Raw genomic sequence first — 16,131 nt, 5'->3', positions numbered from 1 at the left:
ACCGTCATGCTGAACAAAGTGCTGATCGCCTACGGAACGACGAACGGTTCGACCGCGCGGATCGCCGAGACCATCGCCGAAGTCCTGCGCAAGGAGGGGGTGTCGGCCGAGGCCCTTCCCGCCCGGTCCGTGACGAGCGTGGAGTCGTACGACGCGGTGGTGGTGGGTGGCGGGCTGTACGCGGGGCGCTGGCACAAGGACGCCCGCCGCTTCGTCCGCCGTCACGGCCGCACGCTGGCCGGGCGCCCGCTGTGGTTCTTCAGCAGCGGCCCACTCGACGCCTCGGCCTCGGAGCGGAACATCCCGCCCGTACCCGGAGTGAAGCGGGCCATGGTCCGGCTCTACGCCAGGGAACACGTCACCTTCGGGGGCTGCCTCGAAGAGGGAGCGAAGGGATTCGTCGCGCGGAAGATCGTCTCCTCCGGGAAGGGCGGAGACTTCCGCGACTTCGACCAGGTCGAGGCGTGGGCCACACGGATCGGCGCCGGGTTCACGGCCGAGTCGCAGAGGATCTGAGCCAGGCGGGCCTCCCCCGTGCCCGTACGCCGCGCCCGGAGGACACGACCGGAGGACACGACCGCAGCCGCCTCGTCGAGGAGCTGCGATCGTCCCCCACTCGACCTCGACGCCCACGGGCACGTCGGTGCGGCACCCGTGAAGCACGGCGAGACGGCGTGCTGGAACCGGCGTCGTGCCTGAGGGAACGCAACGCGCCACCGGGACGCCAACATGACTTCGGCCCGTCCGGCGGCCATGTCGAGGCACCCGGACAGTACGGTGAAGGCAGGGCAACCGGTTCGATCCGCCCTGTCTGCTGTGTCGGTCGGAGGAAGTCATGAGCGAGGATCGACGCGGCGGTACCGAGGAACTTGTACCCAAGCTGCGGCTCGACGAGCTGCTGGGCGAGCTGCAGGTGCGCATCGACGCGGTGCGCGGGACCCGGGACCGCCTGCACAGCCTGCTGGAGGCCGTCCTCTCGGTCGGGCGGGAGCTCGACCTGCCACAGGTGCTGCGCAGCATCGTCGAGGCCGCGGTGGTGCTGGTGGACGCCGAGTACGGGGCGCTGGGCGTGATCGGCGGTGACCAGAAGCTGTCCGAGTTCCTGACCGTCGGTATAGGCGAAGAGGGACGGTCGGAGATCGGGGCTCTGCCCAGCGGGCACGGGCTCCTCGGAGAGCTGATCCGGCACCCGTCGCCACTGCGGCTTCCGGAGCTGTCTGAGCATCCGGCGTCGTACGGCTTCCCGGCGCACCACCCGCCGATGCACTCCTTCCTCGGCGTACCGATCCGGGTGCGCGACGAGGTCTTCGGAAACCTCTACCTCACCGAGAAGCGCAGCGCCCGGGAATTCGACGTGGAGGACGAGTCCGTCCTGTCGACGCTGGCGGTGGCCGCCGGAGTGGCCATCGAGAACGCACGGCTGTACGAGGAGACCATGCTGCGCGAACGCTGGCAGCGGGCCAGCGGCAAGGTCACCAGCATGCTCCTGACCGGTGCGCCGAGCGCGGACGTGCTGGAACTGATCGTCGACGAGGCCCGGAAGATCGTATCCGCCGACATGGGACTGATCGCGGAACACGTACCGGGTGAGGAGACACTGCGGCCGGCCCTGGCGGTCGGCCTGGGCCGGGAGGAGCGCAGCGGTCTGGTGCTGTCCGCGCGGGACGGTTTCGTCGGAGCGGCACTCGGCGCGGCGGCGCCGGTGGTCAGCGCCGACATCGAGCGCGACGCACGCACGGGCGAGGACGAAGCCCAGTGGGCCGGGCTCGGACCCGTGGTCGCTGTGCCACTCGGCGCCGGCGGCAAGGCGCGGGGCGTGCTGCTGCTGGGACGCGTGCCGACCGGCACGCCGTTCGGCGACCTGGACACCGGGCCGCTGCTCGGGTTCGCCGACCAGGCGGCACTCGCCCTGGAGCTGGCCGAACGACGGCGGGACGCGGAACAGCTCACGCTGCTCCAGGACCGTGACCGCATCGCACGCGACCTCCATGACCTCGCCATCCAGCGGCTCTTCGCAGCCGGCATGACCCTGCAGAGCACCCAGCGCTTCATGGAACACCCCGAGGGCATGGAGCGGCTGACCCGGACCGTCGACGACCTCGACGACACCATCAAGATCATTCGGTCCACGATCTTCGGACTGCGCACCCACAGCGGGGTCGGGCGGGAGAGCGACGGCCTGCGCGGCCGGGCGGCCGAGGCGGTGAGTGCGTCGGCCACGTCACTCGGATTCCCGCCCGCACTGCGCATCGAGGGGCTCGTGGAGACCGATGTCCCCGGCGACATCGCCGACCACGTGATCGCCGTGCTCGGCGAGGCCCTCAGCAACGCCGCCCGGCACTCCGGAGCACAGGCGGTGGACGTCCAGCTTCAGTGCGCCAGGGGCGAGTTGACGCTCACGGTGACGGACGACGGCTGCGGGGTGCCGGGTGACGTCGGACGCAGCGGGCTGAAGAACATCAAGGAGCGGGCCGTCGCCCTCGGCGGAACCCTGACACTCTGCGAACGGCCGGAGGGCGGCGGCACCCGGCTGGTGTGGCGGGTGCCCGTGAGTGCGGACGGTGTCACGGACGGGAGCTGACCGCGAACGGAGCCTGACCGCGGTTGGCCGCGGCCTCGCCGACCCGGACGACGAGGCGGGGCAGCGCGGACTCATCGCGCCGGGCGGTCGGGGGAGGCGGGCTGTTCGAGATGGCTGGCCAGGACCGCCGCCTGCACGCGGCGCTGGACACCGAGCTTCGCCAGCAGCCGGGAGATGTGGTTCTTCACCGTCTTCTCGGACAGGTAGAGCTTCTTGCCGATCTCACGGTTGGTGAGCCCGTCCCCGATCAGCGCGAGGATGTCCCGCTCGCGGGGTGACAGGCCGGCGAGCTCGGGTGCGGGTGCCGGTTGCTCGGTGGGGTCCGCCCGCAGCGAGCGCATCAGGCGGGCGGTCGTCGCCGGATCCAGCATCGACTGGCCGGAGGCGACGGTGCGGACCGCCGCGACCAGGTCGGACCCCCTGATCTGTTTGAGCACATAGCCCGCCGCCCCGGCCATGATCGCGTCGAGCAGGGCTTCCTCCTCGTCGAAGGACGTCAGCATCAGACAGGCCAGCTCCGGCATCCGGCTGCGCAGCTCACGGCAGACACTGATCCCGTCACCGTCCGGCAGGCGCACGTCGAGGACGGCCACGTCCGGACGCAGCGCCGGCCCGCGCACCAGCGCCTGCTCGACACTGTCCGCGTCGCCGACCACCGAGATGTCCGGCTCGGAATCCAGCAGGTCGGTGAGACCGCGTCGGACGACCTCGTGGTCGTCCAGCAGAAAGACCCGGATCGGGTTCTGCTCGGTGAAGGTACGCGCCTCGGCCATGACGACCCCTCGTTCGCTGGTGAACCACGGACCATGGGCCACATTCCACGGACCGCATGCCGACTGTGATGACGATCGTCTCCCGTCCGAACCACCCGCACCAGGGCCGACCGGGCCAACCCGAGCCCACCGCGGCGTCCTCGCCGTCCTCGGCGTCCTCGCCGTCCTCGGCGTCCTCGCCGTCCTCGGCGTCCTCGCCGTCCTCGGCGTCCTCGCCGGGCCGGCATCAGGGCCGAAGGGCCCCACGGAAGGGCCCGCCCGGCCTCTGTCCCGGTGCTCCCCCCGGTACCAGGCTCAGTGGCAGAAGAGCGACCCATGGGCAGCAACGCTGGAGGTACGCCTCATGCTTCGACACGTCACCGCGGGGATCGACGGCACTCCCGAAAGCCTGGCAGCCGCGCACTGGGCGGCCCGGGAAGCCACGCGCCGGGGCGTCGCGCTGTGCCTGGTGCATGCCTGGGAGTGGCATCCGCGTCCGGCCCCGACCGTGCCCGCGGACATGTCCGAACGGGCCGTGGCCGAGGACCTGCCGGAACGGGTGGCGGACAGCATGCGCGCCGCGCACCCTGGTCTGCGGGTCATCAGCCAGGCGCTCGCCGACTCGCCGGTCTCGGCCCTCCTCGAGGCGGCCGGGCAGGCCGAGCTGCTGGTCCTCGGCTCCCGTGGACTCGGCGGCGTCGCGGGGTTCCTGTTGGGGTCGGTGTCACAGCGGGTCGTCGCCAGGGCACCCCGTCCCGTGGTGCTGGTGAGGGCAGGCGCGAGCACCGCCGACGAGCACTTCTCGGCACCGGACGGCATCTCCCCGGAAGAGATTCCCGGGATCCCGTACCGCGACGTCGTACTCGGTCTCGACACGGACCGGCCCTGTGACGAGCTGATCGAGTTCGCGTTCGACGCCGCCGGGCGCCGGGGATCCTCGTTGCGCGTGATCAACGCCTTCAGCCGTCCGCCGGACTTCGCGGCGGCGGACAGGATCGTCCCGGTGAGCGGCCCGGAGCTTCGGGCGGAGCGGGAGCACGCCGTGGCCGCCGTCCTGCGCCCTTGGTGCGAGAAGTTCCCCGAGGTCGCCGTCACCGAGAGCGTCACCGAAGGACGTGCGGCCGACGAGCTGATCAGCGCCTCGGCCGGCGCGGCCCTCGTCGTGGTGGGAAGCCGGATCCGCGAATCCCGTCTCGGCACCCACCTCGGCCCCGTCGCACACGCGGCGCTGCATCACGCGCCCTGCCCCGTCGCCGTCGTCCCGCACGCCTGAACGCGCCTGAACGTGCGTGAAGAATGGGCGAGTTGGCCCGGTACGCATACATGTACATGCGCGTATACGCATTTGCCGAGGGCGGCCGTGACATGGCGGACGTGCTCGGTCACGAGCTTCCTGCCGGTCCGCTTCTGAACAGGGACGTTCGGCCCCGTGACGGTACCTCTCGGCCCCTGACGGTCCGACAGGTCCGGGCGGGACATTGAACTCAGGACGACGACGGCACGCGGACAGATACCGCGCCACGCCTACCAGACCTCCGGACAGGGATGAGCATCATGGCGGTACACGAAACTCCCGGCCCGCACACGGGTTTCCCCCTCCCGTCGCGGCACCGGGCCAGGACGGCCCGAAAGGCCGACGACACCACGGCGGACACGACCGACACGACGACCACGACGGCCGCGGCGACCCGCGCCCGGGTCTTCGCGGGGCTGCGGATCGTCACCGGGTTCGTCTTCCTGTGGGCCTTCCTCGACAAGACCTTCGGCTGGGGCTACGCCACCGCCTCCGGCAAGGGCTGGGCCGACGGCGGCTCGCCCGCCAAGGGCTTCCTCAGCGGCGTCGCCGCCGGGCCCATGGAGTCCACCTTCCACTCCTGGGCCGGAGCGGGCTGGGCGAACTGGCTGTTCATGCTCGGCCTGCTCGGCGTCGGCCTCGCCCTGGTCAGCGGCATCGCACTGCGGCTCGCCGCGGTCGCCGGGACCGCCCTGATGGCGTTCATGTGGATCGCCGAGTGGCCGCCCGCCAAGGCACTGTCCGACGGCACCCCGAGCATGTCCTCCAACCCGCTCATCGACTACCACGTCCTGTACGCCGCCGTCCTGATCGCCCTCGCGGTCGCCTCGGCCGGCACCACCTGGGGACTCGGCAGGACCTGGGCCCGCCTCCCCGTCGTCCGCGACCACACCTGGCTGCGCTGAGACACCGCCCGCACACCCGGAACTCCGCCCCGACGGCAAGCAGAGGCACCGCCATGACCGTACGTACAGGCATTGACGGCTTCGGCCGCACGGGCCACGACAACCGCCTCCTCGACCTCCGCAACCTCACCGCCCTCCTCGGCATCGGCATCGGCATCACCGAACACGTTGCCACCCGCCGGTGACCGCCACCGCCGGACAGACGCTGGTGCCGCGCCTGCGGGCGGTTCGGGCCGTGGTGTTCGACACCGACGGGGTGATCACCGACTCGGCCCGGCTGCACGCCGCCGCCTGGCAGTCGGCCTTCGACGCCTGCCTGGAGGCGGCGGGTGAGCAGCGCCCGTTCGACCCGGTGGAGGACTACCGCCGCTACGTCGACGGCAGGGCCCGGCTGGACGGCGCCGCCGCCTTCCTCACCGCGCGCGGGCTGCGACTGCCGCCCGGCACCCCCGACGACCCGCCCGGCACCGGCACTGTGCAGGCCGTCGCCGCCCGCAAGGAGCAACTGTTCGCACGACGGCTGGCGGCGGGTTCGATCGCCGCCTGGCCCGGCACCGTACGGCTGCTGCACGCGCTGCGCGCCGAGGGCGTGCCGTGCGCCGCGATCTCGGCTTCCCGGCACGCGCCGGAACTGCTGACGGGGGCGGGAGTCCGGGACCTGTTCGGGGCCGTGGTGGACGGCAACGAGGCGGCCCGCCTCGGGCTGCCCGGCAAGCCCGACCCGGCGATCTTCCTGGAGGCGGCCCGGCGGCTGGGCGTACCGGCCGGAGATGCGGCCGTCGTCGAGGACGCGCTGGCCGGTGTCGAGGCCGGCCGGCGCGGCGGCTTCGGCCTGGTGGTCGGGGTGGACCGGACCGCCGGGCCGACCAGCGCCGACGACCTGAGCAAGCACGGGGCCGACCTGGTGGTCGCGGACCTCGCCGAGTTGCTGACCGCCACGGAGGCGTGACCATGCCGGACGACCGGACCCTGAACTACGAGGGCTACGACCCGGCGGACGAGCGGCTGCGCGAGGCGCTGTGCACGCTGGGCAACGGTTACTTCGCCACCCGGGGCGCCGCCCCGGAGACGACGGCAGGCCCGTCCCACTACCCCGGCACCTACGTCGCGGGCGTCTACAACCGGCTGACCTCGACCGTCGCCGGACGGCAGGTCGAGAACGAGGACATCGTCAACCTCCCGAACTGGCTGCCGCTGCGCTTCCGCACCCGGGCCACCGGCGGCGACCTGCCGGGCCCCTGGTTCTCCCCCGACGACGGCTCACTGATCGAGTACCGGCAGACCCTGGACCTGCGTCGCGGCACGCTCACCCGGCGGATGCGGCTGCGGGACACCCGAGGCCGCCTGCTGACGGTCGACCAGGTCCGCCTGGTGCACATGGGCGATCCCCATCTGGCTGCGCTCCGAACGGAGTTCACCGCCGAGGACTGGACGGGTGAGCTGGAGGTGGAGTCCGCCCTCGACGGCGACATCACCAACGCGGGAGTGGACCGCTACCGCGACCTGAACGGCCGCCACCTCACCGAGTGGCGCACCGGGCCCGCAGAATCCTCCGAGTCCTCCGGGCCCGACACCGTATGGCTGGACTGCCGCACCTCCGAATCCGGCATCCGTGTCGCGATGGCCGCCCGCAGCCGGACCGTGTCCGGTACCCCGGCGGCGGTGCGGCTCCTCCCGGGGGAACGCGGCGTCGCCCACCTGCTGACAGTGCCGATCGGGCCAGGCCGGCCCGTCGCCGTGGAGAAGACGGTGGCCCTGTACACCTCGCGGGACCCTGCGTCCGGCGATCCGCTGCACGCCGCGATCAGCGGGGTGCGGGGAGCCACCGACTTCGCCGGGCTGCTGGCCTCCCACAGCGCCGCGTGGGAACACCTGTGGCAGCGAACGGAGCTGGACGTCCCCGGCGAGGCCGGAAGGATCCTGCGGCTGCACCTGTTCCATGTGCTGCAGACCCTGTCGCCGCACACCGCCCGGCTCGACGCGGGCGTACCGGCACGCGGGCTGCACGGCGAGGCGTACCGGGGACATGTCTTCTGGGACGAACTCTTCGTCCTGCCTTTTCTGAACCTGCACCTCCCGGAGGTCTCCCGGGCACTGCTGATGTACCGCCACCGCCGACTGGGCCGGGCGGTCGGTGCGGCGGCCGAGGCGGGCCGTACCGGCGCCATGTATCCGTGGCAGAGCGGCAGCGACGGCCGCGAGGAGACCCAGACCCTCCACCTCAATCCCCGCTCGGGCCGCTGGCTGCCCGACCACTCCCGGCTCCAGCACCACGTGGGCTCCGCTGTCGCCTACAACATCTGGCAGTACTCCCAGGCCAGCGGCGACACCGAGTTCCTGCACGGGCCGGGCGCGGAGATGCTGCTCCAGATCGCCCGCTTCTGGGCCGGCAGCGCCGTCTGGGACCCGGCCCACGCGCGCTACCGGATCCGGGGCGTGGTCGGCCCCGACGAGTACCACGACGCGTACCCGGGCGCCACCGTGCCGGGCCTCGACGACAACGCGTACACCAATGTCACCGCCACCTGGGTGCTGTGCCGCGCCCTGGACCTCGCCGCCGCGCTGCCCACCCCGCGCCGCCAGGAACTGTTCGAGCGCATCGGGCTGGACCCGGCGGAACTCGAACTCTGGGAGGACATCTCACGCCGGCTGCGGGTGCCCTTCCACCGGGGCGTCATCAGCCAGTTCGAGGGCTACGGCGACCTCGCCGAACTGGACTGGGACGGCTACCGCGAGCGCTACGGCGACATCCGCCGCCTCGACCGGATCCTGGAGGCCGAGGGCGACACCGTCAACCGCTACCAGGCGTCCAAACAGGCCGACGTACTGATGCTCGGCTACCTCTTCTCACCCGCCGAGCTCTCCGGACTCCTCGCCCGCCTCGGCCACACCCTCGACGACGGCACCTGGCGCACGACGGTGGACCACTACCTGGCCCGCACCAGCCACGGCTCCACCCTCAGCGGCCTGGTCCACGGCTGGGTACTGGCCCGCACCCGGCCCTCCGAGGCCTGGAAGTACGTCCAGGAAGCCCTCACCGGCGACATCGCCGACCTCCAGGGTGGCACCACCGCCGAAGGCATCCACCTCGGCGCGATGGCCGGCACCCTCGACCTCGTCCAGCGCGGCCTCACCGGCCTGGAGACCCGCGACGACGCCCTGCGGTTCGATCCGGCGCCCCTCCCCGAGCTGGCCGAGTACGGGTTCGCCGTCCGCTACCGGGGCCACCGGGGCATCGGCCTGAGCATGCGCGCCGGACACCTGCGCATCAGCGTCCCGGCCTCCGACCGGACGCCCGTCCACGTCTCCCTCGACGGCCACGACATCACGGTCGCACCCGGCCGGCCCCGGAAGCTCGACCTGCCCGGCCCCTGACCGCGCGGCGGGAAGCAGACCCCACCCCCACTCCAGAAGGAAGTCGGCATCATGACCCGCGTCATCACCGCAGGACTGGACGGCTCACCCGAAAGCCTGGCCGCCGCGGACTGGGCGGCCCGCGAGGCCCTGCTCCGCGACCTGCCCCTGCGCCTCGTCCTCGCGTGGGAACCGCAGTCGTACGACTACCCCACAGCCTCCCCGCCGCCGGCCGGCCCCGACCTGCGGCGCGACTGGGCGCAGCGGGTGACGCGAAAGGCGGAGGAGGATCTGCGGCGCCGCCACGCCGGGCTCCGGGTCGGTGCCGACGAGGTGGACGGGCAGCCGGTCCCGGTGCTGCTGGCAGCCGCCGATGACGCCGAGCTGCTGGTCATCGGATCGCGAGGGCTGAGCGGAGTCGGCGGATTCATCCTCGGCTCGGTCGCCCTCTCGGTCGTGGCCCGGGCCACCCGCCCGGTGGTCCTCGTACGGGCCGAGGAGGCGGTCACCACCGGCCGTCCCCCGCAGGAGCCCCCGTACCGCGAGGTCGTACTCGGACTCGACCCGCACAGGCCCGCCGACGCGCTGATCGAGTTCGCCTTCGACGCGGCGGCCCGCCGAACGTCGGCGCTGCGCGTCATCCACGGCTGGACCCCGCCGTTCTACTACGGCCTGGACGGCGGCTTCGGCTACTCCTCCGCCGGCGTCGACCTGGAGGTGGGCGCCGAACTGGCCGCACAGGAGGCCGGCGCGCTGACGGACGCGTTGCGTCCGTGGCGGGAGAAGTTCCCCGGCGTCGAGGTGACCGAGCAGCCCGTGGTCGGCGGACCCGCCCACCACCTGGTGGAGGCCGCTTCCGGCGCCGGCCTGCTGGTCATCGGACGCCGCAACCGCGGTTCGGCGATCGGCGCGCACCTCGGCTCGGTCGCCCATGCGGTGATGCACCATGCCACGGCCCCGGTCGCGGTCGTCCCGCACGACTGACCTGACCGGATCCGGGGCGGCCCGGGGTCCGTACACCCGCCCCGGGGCGGGTCAGCGGGCGGTGATCCGGCGTCCGGTGACCCGCTCCGGGGTGATACGCACCCACAGGTCACGGTCCCCGCCCGCCCACGGCGCTGAGGCGGCCGCACTGACGAGACGCCCTGTGGCGGCAGGGTCGGTGACCCATTCGGCACGGCCCACGACCAGAACGCTCCACCCCTCGCTCAGCGCCTCGTCGATGTGGTCCACCTCGAAAGCGGCCTCGGCCCCAGCCGCCAGAGCAGGTGTGGCGCCGCGCGCTGTACGGAAGGCGACCGCACCGTCCACGACCGTGTAGTTGACCGGGACGATCGCCGGACCCTCCGGCGTGGACACCGAGACGCGTCCGACGCCGTGTGTGGACAGCCGGGCCCAGCACTCCCCGTTGGCCAGCTCCGTCAGTTCGGGATGGTAGGCCGCCTGCCCGATGCCGGGGGGCAAGTCGGCGTCGCTGCCGCGCAGCCGGGCCACGGTGGTCTCCAGCGCGCCGGCGAGCCGAATCAGGAAGCTTGTGCCCGGGGACGCGGTCGGCCGCTCCTCCACATACCGCAGGTAATCCGCAGCCGTACCCGCCCGCTCGGCCACCTCCTCCCTGCTGAGCCCCAGCTCCTCACGCCTCGCTGCCACCCGCCGCCCGATGTCTCCGGCATTCCTCGTCGGTTCCGGCATAGCCGATCACTTCCCTTCGCCTTGCCACTCGTCGGTCATGGGGTGGGGACCGGTGTCTCGGGGTGGGCCCCGTCCGGGCGCCCAACAGCCCGGGCGGACCGGCTCTCCGCACGAGCGGTGCCGAACCCGATCAGCCCTGCGGCGAGAGCCGCTGCCAGGCCGGGCCAGGAGGGCGGCGAGGTCTCCAGGACGGCCCGCAGGAACGGCACGTACAGCGCGGCGACCGCCAGCCCCACCGCGGCCAGCACCGCCCAGGGCAGGAAGGGGTTCTCACGGGTGAGCAACCGCTCCCGCAGCCCCAGTACAACGCCGAGCTGGGCGGCCAGCAACGCGAGGAACAGCGTGGTCTGCCAGGGCTGCCCGGTCTGCCGGACCCACAGCCCCGCGGCGAGGCTCGTGCAGGTGGCCACCGTGCCGAGGCGCAGTATCCGCTGCCAGAGGCCGCCGCCGAGCACCTGCTGCCCGGGCGGACGCGGCGGACGGCGCCTGGCGTGCCGGGAGACCGGCTCGGCGCCCATGGCGACGCCCGTCAGACCGTGGGTGAGGAGGTTGAGCCACAGGATCTGGCCGGCCCGCAGGGGCAGGGCGAGTCCGAACAGCGGGCCGAGCAACATGACGAGGATCTCCGCGACGCCGCCGGCCAGGGCGTAGAGCAGGAAGCGACGGATGTTGTCGTAGACCCTGCGGCCCTCCTCCACCGCCGTGACCACGGTGGACAGTTCGTCGTCGGCGAGCACCAGGTCGGCGGCCTGCCGGGCGACTTCGGTTCCCCGGCGGCCCATGGCCAGCCGCCGGGCGGCCTGGTCCTCGGTGAGACCCGCCGGGGGCGCGATGCCGGGGGCAGGCGCCGACTGAGCGGTCATGGGTTCTCTCCGGGTTCGATGCGGTGGCCGCCGGTGGTGCGCGGTCTCGGGGGCGTGCACCCGGCATTCGCGGGGTTGCGTGCCGGTCCTGGCACGCGATCACCCCGGGTGTCCGCCGTCACGGCGGTGGAACCGTCGGGCCTTCCTGCTCGGAGCCCGGTGCGTTGTCAGGCGTGCTTCCGCTCCACCGGGGACCGGTGAGGGCCCATGCCCGCTCCCACTGCTCCGCACGGTGCCGGTCCAGTCCCATCCTTACGGCCTTGCGGCCGGCCAGCAGCAACAGGGCGACACCGCTCGCCGCGAGCGTCCCGGCGAAGGCGGACAGTGCGACGGCCTGTCCCGGGGTGAGCGGCGCGCTGACCAGCCGGGCCTGCCCGTCCGTCCAGATCACGGCCTTGGTGCCCGCCCTGCTGCCCGCCGCGACCCGCACCCCCGCCGTACGGACCGTGTCGTCGGACGCCGTCCACCGCACAACCGCCCAGGTGTGGGCATACGTACCGGGCCCCGGATCGCCGGCGTCCTCGGTCAGCACGGCGGAGGTACGGTGCCGCTCCTGGCGCTGCTGGACCAGCACGCTTCCGACACGCACCGAGCTCAGGGCTCCGGCCAGGGGCATGCCCACCGCCATCACCACGGACGTCACCAGGACGACCCATGCCTCGACGGCATCCGAGCGGCGCCTGAGCGGACTGCGCCGCCACCGCCACCACCCCACCTTCGTGCCCATGGCCGACCCCACTTTCCGAACCCGGCGGCACGAGTGCCCCTCAGCGACAGTCGCACACACACCGCACACGGAGCAGGGCCCATCGGCTCGGACAATAGGCTGATCGGCCCCGTTCGGCCGTCGCCGGAGACCGGCCGCGTACCGCTCCGACCGAAGAACGTCCGCACTGCGGGGCCCAGTTCGGCGGTCCGCCGATTGTCGGAGAGATCCAGGGGACGTCCACAGGCACGGTGCGGGATCGGGGCCAGCGGTGCCGACGCACCGCAGGTCCGTCCGCCCTGCTGTTGTTCGGCGTCTGGCCGTTCACCCGGGTCCATCGCAGCCGGGACGCGCGGCTGGGCGCCCGCGCGCCCCGGCGTGGACGGGAACACACCCGATGAACACCCACCGTCGACACCAGGTCCGCGAACTCCGGAAACTCCGGAAACTCCGGGCGAACGAAAGGAACCGTCGCCGCGCTTCCGAGACTCCGCGTCACCCTGATCGCGCTCGCGACGGGTTCCGACCTCGCCGAGCACGAGGCCCAGGGCGCAGCCACCTCCACCTGCCTGACCGGCCGGGTCACACTCCGCGCCGCCGACCGCACATGGCCCCTCGGCCAGGGCGACATCGTCGCTTTCCCCCGGACGGACCGCCGTTCTGGGGGCTTGTTCGCCGCCCGCGGGATCCGCCACACAAGACGTCCACCGCACCAGGCCCAGCCCTGATCGCCGCACCGGTGGAAGGCGCGGTGCCGCCGCGCCGGGGTGGCTTCCCGGCGCGGCGGTGTCAGTAGCGGGACGGACAACCGGGGCGGAGAGGGATCAGAAGGTGAGGCTCCAACTGTCGAGGTAGCCGGGGTCGACGGTGAAGATGCCGGGGGTGTTGTCCGTGACACGCAGTTTCCACGTGCCGGTGGCGGGAAGCGCCGAGGCGTCGACCGTGAAGGTCGCGTGCAGTTCCGTTCCGGTGTCCCAGACGAAGTCCTTCACCAGCAGCACGGTGCCGTCCTCGCTGACAAGGTTGATGACTTGGCCGCCGATGAAGTCGTGCACCAGATCGACGGTCACCTTCAGATCACGGGACGCGTTTCCCTCCCGCCCTGTGACGGTGATCGGGGACTCGATGGTCTGCCAGTTGGGGATGTCGTACCGGTCGGGGTTGATGAAGAAGCCGCCGCCGGAGCCGAAGACGGGCCAGACGAAGGTCAGGGTCAGTGTCTCGGCCGCGGAGTTGGTGATGACGACGGTCGTCTCGAAGTCGCCGGCCGCGGTCGGCGTGCCGGAGATCAGTCCGGTGCCGGGGGCGATCGACAGACCGGTGGGCAGGCCGGTGGCGGAGTAGGTCAGACCGCCGGGGCGAGTGGTGGTCGCCTCGATCTGCCGGGCGACCGACTGGCCGACGGCCACGGCCCGGGTGGAAGGGGCATTGGCGGCGATGTGGTTGACGTAGCGCGCCCCGACGTTGACTGCGGCCCATGCGTTGCCGACGGCCTCGTACGCGTCACTGGAGGCGCCGAACAGGTCGGCGGCGGCCTGAAGGGTGGCCGTGCGGGCTCCCGCGTAGTCGGTGGTGCTGGTCATGTAGCGGGTCAGCGCCCGGTACCAGACGGTGGTGGCGCTTTGCAGACCGATGCCGGAGACCGGCAGACCGTCGTAGGTCGGGCTGTCGTAGTCGATGCCGTTGAGGGTTTTCCTCCCGCTGCCCTCGGCGAGCAGGTAGAAGAAGTGGTTGCCCACGCCGGAGCTGAAGTGGGGGTCGAGCTTCCTGGTCTGTGCGGTCCAGTAATCCTGGGAGGTACCGGCGGCGTTGGTCTCCTTGGACGGCTGGTCCATGTAGCGCAGTGGCCCTCCGGTGCCACGGAGGTCGATGAGTTCACCGATCTGGTAGTCGGGTACGTCACCCGCGCTGTTCGCGAAGAACTCGACGGCGGTGCCCATGATGTCGCTGGTGGCCTCGTTGAGCCCGCCGGACTCACCGGAGTACACCAGGCCGGCGGTGGCGGAGGTGACGCCGTGGGTCATCTCGTGGCCGGCTATGTCGAGTTCGGTCACCGGCCTGTCGTTGGTACGGCCGTCGCCGTAGGTCATGCAGAAGCAGGAATCGAGCCAGAAGGCGTTGGCGTATCCGACGCCGTAGTGCACGCGGGAGTAGGCGCCGCGTCCGTCGTCCGCGATTCCGTTGCGGCCGAAGCGATCGTGGTAGAAGTCCCAGGTCTTCGCTACGCCGTAGGCGGCGTCCACGGCCGCCGTCTGGCGGTCGGACGGTGTTCCGTCTCCCCAGACGTCGTCGTCATCGGTGACCAGCGTGCCCTTGTTGAAGGTCCCACCCGCGTCGAACGTCTGGTGGCTGCCGCGCTGACGATCGGTCAGCTCGAAGCGGTCGTTGTTCCGTACGCTGTCTATCTGGACCCGGCCGTTGTACCGGCTGATCCCATCGCCGTTCTGGACCTCCTCGTGACTCGTCAGCCGGGCGCCGGTCGTGGCATCGGTCAGGACCTGGAGACGGCTCGGCGTCCCGTCCGCCCGCGTACCGCTGACAACGTTTTCCCAGGCCAGTTTCGAGTCACCGTCGCCCGCCCAGACGACCAGCCGCGGCTGCCCCTGCAGGGCGGCCTCGCGAGTGTCCTCCCGCTTCGCGGCGGCCAGCGCGGACTTCTCCGCCTTGACCGCGGAGAGGGCTGCCGCGGTCGTCGGGACGGAGATCGCCTCCTGCGAGGCCTTGGTGACCGTACGGGAGCCACCGCGTTCGTGCACCACCAAGTCGCCCCCGCGGACGGGTAATCCGGCGAAGGTGCGCTCGTAGCGGGTATGCACGGTGCCGTCGGCGTCCTTGATGACGTCCTTGGGTATCAGCTCCTCCTGTCGGCCCAAATCGAGTGCACGGGCCGTGACACTGCCCGCGTCGGCCGCCGTCTCGAGCATCATCTTCCGGTCCGCCGAGGACAGTTGGACAGCTCTGGCACCCGGTCTGGGTTCCGCGGCGATCTGCCGGGGCGCTCGACCCGTGTCGTCCGCCGCCGGGGCCGCGCTCCAGGCGGGAAGCGTCGATCCGAGCAGTGCGGCCATCGTGCCGACCGCGATCCCCGTCATGCGTCGGCGAACGTAGGCGCCACGACGGGAAGGAGGGGAACCATGGAACGAAGTCGCCCCGTGGGCAGGGAAGTTGTTCGTCACTGCTGCAACTCCTTGTACCTGGCTGCGTGATGGGCAGCCGGCGAGAACGAGAACGGAGAACCAGAAGGTCCTCCGCCGAGGAGATGTGCGTTGTGGCGCCCGGGCGTTGAAAAGATCGTTCCAGCCGGCGGGGGCATCTGTCATCAGTGCGGAGATCGTTGTCCGGAATCCGGAAAACCAGAGCTGTCCCGACAGCTTCCGGCGCGGTGGACCACGTGCGCCTTTACGTGCCGGCAACACGCCCGCATCATCCCCTTTGGCCGCTTCCCGCCCATCGGCAGACGGCCAACACGTCAGCCCGGCAGCGGAGCCGAGACGCTGTTCGGGGTTCTGGTCGTCTAGGGACGGAATGCCAAGCCGGGGGTGCCTCTATGTCTTTCGTCAAGGCACCCCCCCACGTACGGATACGGGTACTCGGGATCGACCGGCAACGGCAACGGCAACGGCAACGGCAACGGCAACGGCAACGGCAACGGCAACGGCAACGGCAACGGCAACGGCAACGGCGGGAACGCCCGGTCAAGGTCCTCCGGATCCCGTGCGCCGACTCCCGCCTACGCCGACATCGCCCTGCTCCCCCGCAGCACCAAGGCGTCACCCAGTGGGGATCCGGCAACGAGGCCGAGCAGGAGATCGAGCACCGCCGATACACGGCATGCCACCGTTCGCCGTCCCCGGACCAGGTCGCCGGACGTCCATCCGCTCGTTGATACATCCGCTGTCCAGGGCCACCGGCGTCTGCTGTTCTCGGACTGCGGCCGTCATCGTGGCTGAGCGGCGCGCGAGTCGTCCTCGGCGGCACAAGGAC

General features: G+C 71.8%; 14 protein-coding genes. 9 read left to right on the top strand and 5 right to left on the bottom strand.

Annotated elements, in window-relative coordinates; all coding sequences use genetic code 11:
- The first annotated feature begins 6 nt into the window (after positions 1-6).
- Both G3I56_RS16190 and G3I56_RS16185 read left to right on the top strand, forming a co-directional pair.
- Positions 7-516, top strand: coding sequence for a flavodoxin domain-containing protein (locus G3I56_RS16190; RefSeq protein ID WP_164409662.1), 510 nt, complete (start codon positions 7-9; stop codon positions 514-516).
- A 319-nt stretch (positions 517-835) separates the two neighbouring features.
- Positions 836-2,581, top strand: coding sequence for a GAF domain-containing protein (locus G3I56_RS16185; protein ID WP_164409661.1), 1,746 nt, complete (start codon positions 836-838; stop codon positions 2,579-2,581).
- Positions 2,582-2,652: 71 nt separating this feature from the next.
- Here the strand turns inward: G3I56_RS16185 and G3I56_RS16180 are convergent, their stop codons facing one another.
- On the bottom strand, positions 2,653-3,354 hold the full coding sequence (locus tag G3I56_RS16180) for a response regulator transcription factor (protein WP_164409660.1): 702 nt from the start codon (positions 3,352-3,354) through the stop codon (positions 2,653-2,655).
- A 343-nt stretch (positions 3,355-3,697) separates the two neighbouring features.
- Between G3I56_RS16180 and G3I56_RS16175 the strand changes: the two genes are divergently transcribed.
- From G3I56_RS16175 to G3I56_RS16155, 6 genes are all read left to right on the top strand, one after another.
- Positions 3,698-4,606, top strand: coding sequence for a universal stress protein (locus G3I56_RS16175; RefSeq protein ID WP_164409659.1), 909 nt, complete (start codon positions 3,698-3,700; stop codon positions 4,604-4,606).
- A 281-nt stretch (positions 4,607-4,887) separates the two neighbouring features.
- Positions 4,888-5,532: a hypothetical protein gene (locus G3I56_RS16170; protein WP_164409658.1), complete on the top strand. Its 645-nt coding sequence runs from the start codon at positions 4,888-4,890 to the stop codon at positions 5,530-5,532.
- 53 nt (positions 5,533-5,585) lie between these two features.
- Complete coding sequence (locus G3I56_RS44730) at positions 5,586-5,717, top strand: hypothetical protein (RefSeq protein ID WP_275406730.1); 132 nt, start codon at positions 5,586-5,588, stop codon at positions 5,715-5,717.
- On the top strand, positions 5,714-6,481 hold the full coding sequence (locus tag G3I56_RS16165) for an HAD-IA family hydrolase (protein WP_343239962.1): 768 nt from the start codon (positions 5,714-5,716) through the stop codon (positions 6,479-6,481). Before G3I56_RS44730 ends, G3I56_RS16165 begins: the two co-directional genes overlap by 4 nt.
- 2 nt (positions 6,482-6,483) lie before the next feature.
- The gene (locus G3I56_RS16160) at positions 6,484-8,907 is read left to right on the top strand and encodes a glycoside hydrolase family 65 protein (RefSeq protein ID WP_203689956.1); all 2,424 of its coding nucleotides are present in this window, start codon (positions 6,484-6,486) and stop codon (positions 8,905-8,907) included.
- 51 nt (positions 8,908-8,958) lie between these two features.
- Positions 8,959-9,870: a universal stress protein gene (locus tag G3I56_RS16155; RefSeq protein WP_164409656.1), complete on the top strand. Its 912-nt coding sequence runs from the start codon at positions 8,959-8,961 to the stop codon at positions 9,868-9,870.
- Positions 9,871-9,921: 51 nt separating this feature from the next.
- On the opposite strand, the gene G3I56_RS16150 is transcribed toward G3I56_RS16155, so the two are convergent.
- The 4 genes from G3I56_RS16150 to G3I56_RS16135 all read right to left on the bottom strand — a co-directional run bounded on the left by G3I56_RS16150 (position 9,922) and on the right by G3I56_RS16135 (position 15,239).
- Positions 9,922-10,536, bottom strand: coding sequence for a pyridoxamine 5'-phosphate oxidase family protein (locus G3I56_RS16150; protein WP_343239961.1), 615 nt, complete (start codon positions 10,534-10,536; stop codon positions 9,922-9,924).
- Positions 10,537-10,613: 77 nt separating this feature from the next.
- Positions 10,614-11,441 carry a cation-translocating P-type ATPase C-terminal domain-containing protein gene (locus G3I56_RS16145; RefSeq protein ID WP_164409654.1) on the bottom strand — a complete coding sequence of 276 codons (828 nt, stop codon included), beginning with the start codon at positions 11,439-11,441 and terminating at the stop codon, positions 10,614-10,616.
- A 118-nt stretch (positions 11,442-11,559) separates the two neighbouring features.
- Entirely contained in the window at positions 11,560-12,168 is a 609-nt protein-coding gene (locus G3I56_RS16140; protein WP_203689955.1) for a hypothetical protein, read from the bottom strand.
- 803 nt (positions 12,169-12,971) lie between these two features.
- Positions 12,972-15,239, bottom strand: a complete 2,268-nt coding sequence (locus G3I56_RS16135; protein ID WP_164409653.1) for a M4 family metallopeptidase — start codon at positions 15,237-15,239, stop codon at positions 12,972-12,974.
- A gap of 447 nt (positions 15,240-15,686) precedes the next feature.
- Between G3I56_RS16135 and G3I56_RS16130 the strand changes: the two genes are divergently transcribed.
- Positions 15,687-16,097 (top strand): hypothetical protein, encoded by a 411-nt coding sequence (locus tag G3I56_RS16130; RefSeq protein WP_164409652.1) that lies wholly within the window; start codon positions 15,687-15,689, stop codon positions 16,095-16,097.
- The last annotated feature ends 34 nt before the right edge of the window (positions 16,098-16,131 follow it).

The sequence above is a fragment of the Streptomyces sp. SID12488 genome (genome assembly GCF_010548275.1).
GTDB lineage: Bacteria > Actinomycetota > Actinomycetes > Streptomycetales > Streptomycetaceae > Streptomyces.
This window is presented reverse-complemented; position numbering and strand designations above follow the sequence as displayed.

Bases quoted from the DNA above. Each gene is read 5' to 3' on its own strand.
- G3I56_RS16155 (WP_164409656.1), top strand. From the start codon at position 8,959: ATGACCCGCGTCATCACCGCAGGACTGGACGGCTCACCCGAAAGCCTG.
- G3I56_RS16170 (WP_164409658.1), top strand. From the start codon at position 4,888: ATGGCGGTACACGAAACTCCCGGCCCGCACACGGGTTTCCCCCTCCCG.
- G3I56_RS16145 (WP_164409654.1), bottom strand. From the start codon at position 11,441: ATGACCGCTCAGTCGGCGCCTGCCCCCGGCATCGCGCCCCCGGCGGGT.
- G3I56_RS44730 (WP_275406730.1), top strand. From the start codon at position 5,586: ATGACCGTACGTACAGGCATTGACGGCTTCGGCCGCACGGGCCACGAC.
- G3I56_RS16180 (WP_164409660.1), bottom strand. From the start codon at position 3,354: ATGGCCGAGGCGCGTACCTTCACCGAGCAGAACCCGATCCGGGTCTTT.
- G3I56_RS16160 (WP_203689956.1), top strand. From the start codon at position 6,484: ATGCCGGACGACCGGACCCTGAACTACGAGGGCTACGACCCGGCGGAC.
- G3I56_RS16140 (WP_203689955.1), bottom strand. From the start codon at position 12,168: ATGGGCACGAAGGTGGGGTGGTGGCGGTGGCGGCGCAGTCCGCTCAGG.
- G3I56_RS16135 (WP_164409653.1), bottom strand. From the start codon at position 15,239: ATGACGGGGATCGCGGTCGGCACGATGGCCGCACTGCTCGGATCGACG.
- G3I56_RS16190 (WP_164409662.1), top strand. From the start codon at position 7: ATGCTGAACAAAGTGCTGATCGCCTACGGAACGACGAACGGTTCGACC.
- G3I56_RS16185 (WP_164409661.1), top strand. From the start codon at position 836: ATGAGCGAGGATCGACGCGGCGGTACCGAGGAACTTGTACCCAAGCTG.
- G3I56_RS16175 (WP_164409659.1), top strand. From the start codon at position 3,698: ATGCTTCGACACGTCACCGCGGGGATCGACGGCACTCCCGAAAGCCTG.